Source organism: Methanoculleus sp. (genome assembly GCF_020696975.1).
GTDB lineage: Archaea > Halobacteriota > Methanomicrobia > Methanomicrobiales > Methanoculleaceae > Methanoculleus.
In genome coordinates, this window is the sequence record NZ_JAJGBK010000009.1 from 42654 (window position 1) to 51317 (window position 8664).

Sequence of the window (8664 nt, forward strand, 5' to 3'; positions counted from 1 at the left end):
ATTTATTTCCCGCGGTTCGCGTGGGAACGGATGCTCGGGCGGGTCTTTTCGGTTCCACGTCCGCGCGTCCGCATTCCGCGCCCCTTCATGCCGGCAGAGGTCTTGCCGCGCTCTGCACGGCCGCGGTGAACCGGGTCGGCCAGCCACGCGAGGTTGCGGTCGCTCCGGATCGACGGGTGGTGACCGTCAACCATGATCACCTCGAACCACTTTGCCCGTCCGTCCTCCCCGACCCAGTAAGAGTTCAGGGCTTCCATGTTCGGGAACTTGCGGGATGCACGTTCCTCGGCCATGCGCTGCAGGCTCTTTGCCGGGGTCAGCCGGCGCATTCCCATGCGTGCGGTCCTGCGCCCGCGGATGTACCGGGGCTTCCTCCGGCCGCCGCGGCGGACCTTGACCCGCACGACGACGATTCCCTGCTTGGCCTTGTAGCCGAGCGAGCGAGCCCGGTCAATCCGGGTCGGGTGCTCCACGCGCACGATGCTCCCCTCGCGCCGCCATGTCTGGAGGCGCTCCCAGAGGAGACCTTTCACTTCGGACCTGTCAGGCCGCTTCCATGCCTCGCGAACGTAGGCATACATTGACTTTGCCATTCTTTTAATCACCTCAGGTTCAGCGTTTCCGCCACATTCCTTTCCGGGACGTATCCCGTGGTTCCTAACAGGTTGACGAGAGCACAAATAAAGGATTCCTTTTGCCCGCCTTCAGGGGGACTTAGACTCCCTTGCGCTTCTCAACGACGCGGATGGCCTCGATCCGGGTGACCGGGTACTGTCCGTTCTCGTCCTTCTCCGCCGACTTGACCATATCCCAGACGGTGAGGAGAGCAACGGAGACCCCGGTGAGCGCCTCCATCTCGACGCCCGTCCTCCCGTAGGACTTCACGCGGGCGGTCGCCTCGATGTAGCCGTCGCCCTCCTCGAAGTCGATGGTGATCCCCGCAAGCGGTATGGGATGGCACATGGGGATGATGCGCGGGGTCTCCTTCACCGCGAGGGTGGCCGCCACCCGTGCGGTCGCAAGCACGTTGCCCTTGACCGCGGTACCCTCCCGGATGGCCCGGAGGGTCTCGCCCCGCAGGTAGATCCTCCCGCTCGCAACCGCTTCCCGGGTGACCTCGGACTTTCCCGATATGTCCACCATCTGCGCGCGGTCGTTCTCAATATGGGTGAAGACCGGGCTCTCGCTCTGTTTGCCGGACTCGTTCATGTGTATCAGGAGATCGTTTCGTTTTTTCGGGGATAAAAGAGGGCGTCTTGGGGATGGTCACTCCGGCGCTCCGTGTCGGAAGAGTTCCTGTGGGATGCGGTCGAGCATATCGGTCGCGAGCATGCCGTTCGCTCGCTCCTCCGCGGCCCGCATCCCGGCCCTGCCGCAGACGTATGCCGCGATGCAGGCCGCCTCAAACGCGGGGAGCTGGCAGAAGAGCGCCCCGGCAACCCCGCCAAGCAGGTCGCCCGTCCCGCCGACGGTCATCGCGGGGGTTCCGGTCCGGTTGAACCTGACCCGTCTCCCGTCGGATATGACGTCGACCGGCCCTTTGAGCAGGACGGTCCCCGCCGTCGCGGCAGCCTTCACGCTCCGGCCCCGCGTGACGAGATCCGGCGGGAGTTCCGTCCCGGTCATCCGGGCAAACTCGCCCGCGTGCGGGGTGTAGATCGTCTCCTTGGCCACCGGCAGGGGACGAGCGAGCGCGTCGGCATCAAAGACCGCCCGCTTGGCAGCCTCCGCAATGGCGAGGACGACGTCGTGGCTCTCCTTCCCGAGGCCCATGCCGCAGACGACGACATCAGCCCGCTCGACGAGCGAGAGGATCGTCTCCAGGTGATCGCCCGTGATCGTCCTCCCCTCCAGGCGCTCGTAGATCAGGTCGGGCATGGGAATGTACGCAGGCGAGGCCACCCGGACGATGTCGGCCCCGGCGCGGAGCGCTCCCATCGCCGCGATGTAGGGCGCGCCCTGATAGGGCCCGCCCCCGACGACGAGAACCTCGCCGCCGGCGCCCTTGTGGGCCCCTTCTGCCCGTGCCGGGACGAGTGCAAGATCGCCGGGGCCGGTGTAGACCTCGGCCTCGAGCGGGATGCCGATATCCGCGACATCCGCGCCCTCGACCTTCGGCCGGTGGAACGATATGATCCGGTCCGCCCGGATTCCGGGGGTGGGGACGTCGACGGCGACGACCGGTGCGCCGCTCGCGTTCGCCCGGGCAACGAGGGTTGCAAACGGCTCCCGCACTGCGCCCGATATCCCGGTGCCGAGCATCGCGTCGACGATGACGTCGGCCGAGTCAAAGAGCGGCGTGAGCCGATCGACATCGGCGGCGCACCGGACCGGGCGGAGGGTGACGGAGCAGTGCCGGAGAAGGGACACCTGGGAGGCGGTCGATGAGGTCATCGAGCCGCAGTCGGGGTAGACGACGTCGACCGCATCGAGGTGCTGGAGATACCGGGCCGCCACCATTCCGTCGCCGCCGTTGTTCCCCCTCCCGCAGAGGACGAGGACGCGGGAGGGACTGCCGGCGAGGACGGCATCCGCGACGGCCCGCCCGGCGCTCTCCATCATCAGAAGCGACGGCTGCCCGAGCGCGACAGCGTTCCCTTCGACTGCACGCATCCTGCCGGCATCGATTATACCGGTCTCCAGAAACTCCCACATACTGTCTGGTGTCATTTATGGCCCTCCTGGAGCGTTGTCTGATTGGTGCTATGGCGTTTCTCTGATAGATATCTTTTGAAGACGCGACGGTTCGGAGCGCAACTGGCCAGAGGGCAGGTGTGCAGAGGGATGCTGATGACAGATGCACAATGCAGTCTTTCGATAAACAAGCTCTTTCACCCTAGAAAGTGCGGCTTACGCCTCATTTGACCGCATAAACCCATGCACGGATTTGCATCGGCTATCGCCACCCACTGCCCCCGCCCCTTGGAGGGGCGGGGAACGATGCTCCGTAGGAGCAGAGTTGGAGCACCGCTAGGTGCGAATGAGGAGGCCGGAGGCCGGGTGGGGTGGGGTTAGCGAGAAGTGTGGATCTTTGTGATTCCAGTACTGATCTGTGTAGGTTGAGACAGGGGAGGGGACAAGCCCCCTCCCCGCCAGCCCCTCCCCCAAAGGCGATACTCCCACGGTCCAGTGTACGGAGTTCATCATCGTTACAGTTGCTCCAGCATCCCAACCTATTACCAGCAGGCAACCTTTATTCCAAGACTCAAGCCCAAACCCTAACTTTCCATTACCTACCCGCCCAAACACCCCTCCGTCTCTCACACTCCCATGCTTTATTGACACCTCACGACGCACTACTATGGAGATGGGCCTCGAAACAGATGTGCGGAGAGCGGCAGACATCATCCTTGATGCGGACACGGTGACGATCGTCTCCCACATCGACGCCGACGGCATCAGCACGGAGTCGATCCTCGCGCAGGCACTCACCCGCGAGGGCATGCCGGTCGACTCCGTCTTCGTCCGCCAGCTCGAACCGATGGCGATGCGCCACGTCCGAAAGGACAGGTCGCTGAAACTCTTCACCGACCTCGGTGCCGGCCAGCAGGGTCTCCTTGAGGAGCACGGGCTCTCGGTGGACGAAGTCCTCATCCTCGACCACCACGTCAGCCAGCCCTGCGGCACGGCCTACCCCCAGGTGAACAGCCTCGATCACGGCGTCACCCGCATGAGCGCCGCCGGGATCGCTTATCTGGTTGCAAAGGCAATCGACCCGACAGGCACCGACCTTGCGAAACTCGCCGTCGTCGGGAACGTCGGGGACATGATGGCCAGAGAGAACTGCGGGCTGGTCGGCCCGGCGCGCGAGATCGTCCAGGACGGCGTGGAGTACGGCAATATCGTCGTGCAGGACCGGGACTTAAACTGCTACGGGACGTCCACCCGCCCGATCCACATCTGCCTGGGCTACTGTGACGATCCCTACATCGACGGGATCTCGAACAACCCAAACGCGGCGCTCCGGTTCCTTGAGAGGCTCGGTGTCGAACTGAAGAACCCACGGGGCGGATGGCTCGTCTGGGAGGAACTCCCGTTTGAGGACCGGCGCACGATCATCAGTGCCCTCGTCCAGCAGCTCATCGCACACGGGAGGGAAACCGACCGCTTGCTCGCCGAGACCTACATCTTCCCCGACGAGCCGGAACGGACACCGCTCCGGAACGCCTCTGAGTACGCCACCCTCTTGAACGCCTGCGGCCGGTGGGCAAAGCCCGGTATCGGGGGGAGGATCTGCCGCGGGGAGCGCGGGGACGCGTACCGTGATGCGGGGCACATGCTCAGCCATCACCGGACGATCATCCGCGACCTGCTCCAGTACATCCTTGATGCCGGGGTGACCGAGTTATCCCACCTCCAGTACATCCACACCGGCGACCGGTTCCCCGACACCATCGTCGGTATCGGGGCAGGGATGGCGCTCTCCAAGCTGAACTGGAAGAAACCCATGATGGTGCTCGCCGCGATGGTGGACGAGCCGGAGGTCACGAAGGTCTCGATGCGGACGAACGAGTGGGCGCTCGGCCAGGGGGTCGACCTTCAGGAAGCGCTCGTCGAGGCATCGGCAGCGGTGGGCGGCGCAGGCGGCGGGCACCGGATCGCCGCCGGGGCATTCATCCCCCGCGAGAGAGAGGAGGAATTTATTGATGGTGTCAACCGAATACTCAAGAGACAGTTCGCTTCGGCGAATCCGGACAATTGCTGACTTCCAGTTCGGTGCCGGGGCCGGAGTTGCGGTATTCCCCGACGAATGCACCTTCCAGTTCTCCACGACGGGGCGCATCCGTCAGGTGCGGCTCGGAAAGGAGAGGCTTGCAACCGTCAGGGCACAGGACGGCCGCCTGACCCTCGGGATCACCGGAGCGGCGCGGCTTTGCGCTCATCTTGCCCCCCCGGCCTACCGGGTGACGGTGCAGGAGGACGTGGCGCCGTTCGTCGCGGACGGGAAGAACGCGATGGCAAAGCACGTTCTCGCTGCCGACGAAGGCATCCGCCCCGGCGACGAGGTGCTGGTGGTGACCGCCGGCGACGTGCTCCTCGCCACCGGGGGAGCCCTGCTCTCCGGCCGGGAGATGCTGGCATTTAATTACGGTGTAGCGGTAAAAGTACGACAGGGAAGGGGATCAGAATGTTTCCAGGCAAGATAAACCCAAAAAAGATGAAGCAGATGATGAAGCAGATGGGCATGGAGATGGAGGAGATCGAGGGCGTTGAGAAGGTGGTTATCTACACGCCCGCGGGAAACTACGTCTTTGACGATGCCCAGGTCGTCGCGACGACGATGCAGGGGGTCACCACCTACCAGCTCACCGGGGAGGCCCGGTTCGAGGAGGCTATCCCGGAGATCCCCGACGACGACGTCGCTCTCGTCGCATCCCAGACCGGAGCGGCGGAAGAGGTTGCGAGAGCGGCGCTCATCGAGACCCGCGGTGATATCGCCGAGGCAATCCTGAAACTCTCGCAGCAATGATCGAGACGGGCGAACGTCTCCTGCTCGTCAGTGAGGACCGCGAGTACTTCGTAACGGCAGGCGAGGGCCAGTTCTCGACCGACCGCGGGATGATCGACCGCGGGGCGCTCGTGGGCATGAGCCCCGGAGACGAGATCCGGACCCACCTCAACGTCCCGTTCAGGGTCCTGCGTCCCCGGCCGACCGACTTCTTCGTTCATGCGAAACGGAGCGGAGCACCCATGCTCCCGAAGGATATCGGGATCGTCATCGCCTACACGGGGATGAACCGCGAGGACGCGGTCCTTGATTCCGGCACAGGGAGCGGAGTCGCCGCGATCTACTTTGGAAAGATCGCCCGCGAGGTGAAGACCTACGAGGTGCGCCCGGAGTTTGCCCGGCTCGCGGAGAAGAACGTCAGGGACGCCCGCCTCGATAACGTCGAGGTGGTCGCGGCCGATATGCTCGAAGCAACCGGCAAGTTCGATGTCGTCCACCTGGACCTCACGATAACCGCGGCACACGTGGAGCATGCCTTCTCGCTCCTTTTGCCCGGCGGCTACCTCGCCTGCTACACGCCGTTTCTCGAGCACACGTTCACCGCGCTCGATGCCGCAACGCCGCTCTTCCGCGACGTCCACTGTTACGAGTGCATGGAGCGGGAACTGACGCGCTCCGCCCGGGGAACCCGGCCGTCGACAAGGGTCGCCCACAGCGGCTACGTCACGATTGCACGAAAATAGAGAGTTAATACTCCTTCAGCGGGCGTTCCCACCCGGTGTAGCCGCAGTAGATACAGCAGTCGCCGCCGCATTGCCTGCACTTCTGTGCGGGCTGCGGCACCATCACCGTGCCTTTTTTGTTGCAGTACAGACAGCCAAGCCCATCGCAGTGGCAGCAGGTCTCAGGGGCGTATGTTTCCGGATCTTCCGACATGAACTCTCCTTCCCGTGTAGTGTTAGGAGGGGGAGATGAGAAAGGTTGTTGTGCATGGGATCGGAAAAAAGGTATTAGTGGATGTGCGGTGAACCATTATTCTTGAGAGAAGAGGGGCTTTCCCTGAACCCGGCGACGGTCCGGGACGAGCCGGCAGGAGACGGGCCCCGGAAGGTAGCCACACGATGTACCATATTATATCGATCCGCGATCTTGAACGAAAAGAACTCGATTACCTGCTGGACCGGGCGCAGGAGTTTGATACCGGGAACTACCAGCCCCGGATGCTTGAGGACAAACTTGCGGCGCTCCTCTTCTTCGAACCCAGCACCCGGACAAGGATGTCGTTTGCGACGGCCATGGCACGGCTCGGCGGACGGTCGATCAGCGTGGACTCCGTGGAGGCGAGTTCCATCGTCAAGGGGGAGACACTGGCCGACACCATCCGGGTGGTGAGCGGCTATGCAGACGCCATTGTCCTGCGCCACCCGAAGGAGGGGGCGGCGAGGCTCGCAAGCGAGTTCGCCTCGGTCCCGGTCATCAACGCAGGGGACGGCGCGGGGCAGCACCCAAGCCAGACACTCCTCGACCTCTACACCATCCGGCAGTCGATGCCGATCAAGGGGCTCGACGTCGGGCTATTAGGGGATCTCCGCTACGGCAGGACCGCGCACTCGCTGGCCCTCGCCCTCTCCCTCTACGGCGTCACGCTCCACACGATCGCGCCGGGAGGGCTCGAGATGCCGGCAAACATCACCCTCGAACTTCGGGAGCGCGGGATGGAGGTCGTCGAGCACGAGGATGTCGAGGAGGTGGTCCGGGACCTCGACGTCCTCTACGTTACGAGGATCCAGCGCGAGCGGTTCCCGGACTCGGCATCGTATTACAACGTCGCGTCCAGTTACCGGATAACACCCGACCTCCTTGCCGGCGTCCGGGATCACCTGATGATCCTCCACCCTCTCCCCCGCGCCGGGGAGATCGACCCGGCGGTAGATCAGACGCCGTATGCGCGCTACTTTGAGCAGGCGAGGAACGGTGTCCCCGTCAGGATGGCGCTCCTCCACGAGGTGATGAAGTGACCAGGAAAGACCCATCAGGCGGGCTGATCATCAGCCCGATCAAGAACGGCACCGTCATCGACCACATCACGGCCGGTGAGGCGTTAAACGTTCTGCGGATACTCGGCATCACCGGGTCGACGCGGGAGTGTCTGAGTATCGCTACGAACGTCAAAAGCAAGCGGATGGGGAGGAAGGATATCGTCAAGATCGAGAACCGCGAACTCTGCACGGAGGAGGTCGACCGGATCGCCCTGCTTGCGCCGCAGGCAAAGATCAACATCATCCGGGACTTCCAGGTCGTGGAGAAGAAGGGCGTGGAGATCCCGAAAGTCCTCAAAGGCGTGGTCAGGTGCCCGAACCCCGGCTGCATCACGAACGCAAACGAGCCTGTCGAGAGCACGTTCGAGGTGCTTCCAAAAGGGCTGCACTGCCTCTACTGCGACTGGCTGGTTAAGAACGATATCGCAAGCCACATCATCTGATCAGGCGCCCGTGCCGGTCGATCTCCCCCCGGCAGATCCGGGTGCTCGAGATCCGCCGGCCATCTTCGGCGAGGACGCACGAGATCTCGTGAAGATCCACTTTTTTTCGCCCCCGCTGCCGCCGGAGGTCGTTGATCTCCACGGCAACCGGGAAGGTCTCCTCGGAGACGACGAGGATATCGAAGTCCGTATCAAGGGCGCTGCCGTAGCGGTCGGTGAGCGGCTCGACCTTCCACGCTGCGGTATAACCGTGCTCGCGGACGAATGACGCAATGTTTTCCAGCCGTTCGCTGTAGGAGTGGACGGGGTGCACCTTTACGCCGGCAAACTCGTCGGTCGTCAGCCCGATGATCACCTCTCCGTCAGGCCCGGCGAGCTCAAAGGAACGGGCGAGGAGTTTCCGGTGCCCGGCATGCAGGGGATCGAACGTCCCCCCGACCATCACTTTCATCTGGAGGCGTTTGCCGTGAGGGGTTTTATGGGTAGTGGTTGGGGGCGGAAGAAGGGGGAAAGTCAAACGGCTGACGATAGAGAAACCCGTGCAGTTGGACCGTGGGGTATCGCCACGCACTGCCCCCGCCCTATGGTGTGGGGTGCGATGGGCCGCAGGGCCGGAGCATGAGCACCGCTAGGTGCAGAGGAGGAGGCCGAAGGCCGGGCGGGGTGGGGGTGACACAAGAAGTTTGGATCGTTGGGAGAGCAGTGCAAATCTGTGTGAGTTGAGACAGGGGAG

General features: G+C 63.7%; 11 protein-coding genes. 6 read left to right on the forward strand and 5 right to left on the reverse strand.

All coding sequences use genetic code 11. The annotated features are described in order from the left end of the window. Positions 1-2: 2 nt before the first annotated feature. The 3 genes from QZ650_RS02080 to QZ650_RS02090 all read right to left on the reverse strand — a co-directional run bounded on the left by QZ650_RS02080 (position 3) and on the right by QZ650_RS02090 (position 2670). On the reverse strand, positions 3-593 hold the full coding sequence (locus QZ650_RS02080; protein WP_292520436.1) for a 50S ribosomal protein L15e: 591 nt from the start codon (positions 591-593) through the stop codon (positions 3-5). A gap of 121 nt (positions 594-714) precedes the next feature. Further along, positions 715-1209 carry a cyclic pyranopterin monophosphate synthase MoaC gene (gene moaC, locus QZ650_RS02085; protein ID WP_292520438.1) on the reverse strand — a complete coding sequence of 165 codons (495 nt, stop codon included), beginning with the start codon at positions 1207-1209 and terminating at the stop codon, positions 715-717. A gap of 57 nt (positions 1210-1266) precedes the next feature. Then, complete coding sequence (locus QZ650_RS02090) at positions 1267-2670, reverse strand: NAD(P)H-hydrate dehydratase (RefSeq protein ID WP_292520439.1); 1404 nt, start codon at positions 2668-2670, stop codon at positions 1267-1269. A gap of 637 nt (positions 2671-3307) precedes the next feature. Here QZ650_RS02090 and QZ650_RS02095 point away from each other — a divergent pair. From QZ650_RS02095 to QZ650_RS02110, 4 genes are read left to right on the forward strand one after another with little or no spacing between them, the layout of a single operon-like run. After that, on the forward strand, positions 3308-4705 hold the full coding sequence (locus QZ650_RS02095; protein WP_292520441.1) for a DHH family phosphoesterase: 1398 nt from the start codon (positions 3308-3310) through the stop codon (positions 4703-4705). Next, entirely contained in the window at positions 4647-5147 is a 501-nt protein-coding gene (locus QZ650_RS02100; protein ID WP_292520443.1) for a PUA domain-containing protein, read from the forward strand. The genes QZ650_RS02095 and QZ650_RS02100 overlap by 59 nt, the downstream gene beginning before the upstream one ends. Beyond that, positions 5129-5470, forward strand: a complete 342-nt coding sequence (locus tag QZ650_RS02105) for a nascent polypeptide-associated complex protein (RefSeq protein ID WP_292520445.1) — start codon at positions 5129-5131, stop codon at positions 5468-5470. The genes QZ650_RS02100 and QZ650_RS02105 overlap by 19 nt, the downstream gene beginning before the upstream one ends. Continuing rightward, the gene (locus QZ650_RS02110) at positions 5467-6192 is read left to right on the forward strand and encodes a methyltransferase domain-containing protein (RefSeq protein ID WP_292520447.1); all 726 of its coding nucleotides are present in this window, start codon (positions 5467-5469) and stop codon (positions 6190-6192) included. Before QZ650_RS02105 ends, QZ650_RS02110 begins: the two co-directional genes overlap by 4 nt. Positions 6193-6196: 4 nt before the next feature. Here the strand turns inward: QZ650_RS02110 and QZ650_RS02115 are convergent, their stop codons facing one another. Continuing rightward, on the reverse strand, positions 6197-6385 hold the full coding sequence (locus QZ650_RS02115) for a hypothetical protein (RefSeq protein ID WP_292520449.1): 189 nt from the start codon (positions 6383-6385) through the stop codon (positions 6197-6199). 185 nt (positions 6386-6570) lie between these two features. Between QZ650_RS02115 and pyrB the strand changes: the two genes are divergently transcribed. Both pyrB and pyrI read left to right on the forward strand, forming a co-directional pair. Continuing rightward, positions 6571-7467 (forward strand): aspartate carbamoyltransferase, encoded by an 897-nt coding sequence (pyrB, locus tag QZ650_RS02120; protein WP_292520451.1) that lies wholly within the window; start codon positions 6571-6573, stop codon positions 7465-7467. Next, positions 7464-7931, forward strand: coding sequence for an aspartate carbamoyltransferase regulatory subunit (gene pyrI / locus QZ650_RS02125; protein ID WP_292520453.1), 468 nt, complete (start codon positions 7464-7466; stop codon positions 7929-7931). Before pyrB ends, pyrI begins: the two co-directional genes overlap by 4 nt. Here the strand turns inward: pyrI and QZ650_RS02130 are convergent. Continuing rightward, complete coding sequence (locus tag QZ650_RS02130; RefSeq protein ID WP_292520455.1) at positions 7924-8382, reverse strand: phosphopantetheine adenylyltransferase; 459 nt, start codon at positions 8380-8382, stop codon at positions 7924-7926. The two genes, pyrI and QZ650_RS02130, sit on opposite strands and share 8 nt — an antisense overlap. Between the last annotated feature and the right edge of the window lie 282 nt (positions 8383-8664).

What these genes read in the sequence shown, in the direction of transcription:
- QZ650_RS02090 (WP_292520439.1), bottom strand. Translation starts at nt 2,670, where the DNA reads ATGACACCAGACAGTATGTGGGAGTTTCTGGAGACCGGTATAATCGAT.
- QZ650_RS02110 (WP_292520447.1), top strand. Translation starts at nt 5,467, where the DNA reads ATGATCGAGACGGGCGAACGTCTCCTGCTCGTCAGTGAGGACCGCGAG.
- QZ650_RS02100 (WP_292520443.1), top strand. Translation starts at nt 4,647, where the DNA reads ATGGTGTCAACCGAATACTCAAGAGACAGTTCGCTTCGGCGAATCCGG.
- QZ650_RS02115 (WP_292520449.1), bottom strand. Translation starts at nt 6,385, where the DNA reads ATGTCGGAAGATCCGGAAACATACGCCCCTGAGACCTGCTGCCACTGC.
- pyrB (WP_292520451.1), top strand. Translation starts at nt 6,571, where the DNA reads ATGTACCATATTATATCGATCCGCGATCTTGAACGAAAAGAACTCGAT.
- QZ650_RS02130 (WP_292520455.1), bottom strand. Translation starts at nt 8,382, where the DNA reads ATGAAAGTGATGGTCGGGGGGACGTTCGATCCCCTGCATGCCGGGCAC.
- QZ650_RS02095 (WP_292520441.1), top strand. Translation starts at nt 3,308, where the DNA reads ATGGGCCTCGAAACAGATGTGCGGAGAGCGGCAGACATCATCCTTGAT.
- QZ650_RS02105 (WP_292520445.1), top strand. Translation starts at nt 5,129, where the DNA reads ATGTTTCCAGGCAAGATAAACCCAAAAAAGATGAAGCAGATGATGAAG.
- moaC (WP_292520438.1), bottom strand. Translation starts at nt 1,209, where the DNA reads ATGAACGAGTCCGGCAAACAGAGCGAGAGCCCGGTCTTCACCCATATT.
- QZ650_RS02080 (WP_292520436.1), bottom strand. Translation starts at nt 593, where the DNA reads ATGGCAAAGTCAATGTATGCCTACGTTCGCGAGGCATGGAAGCGGCCT.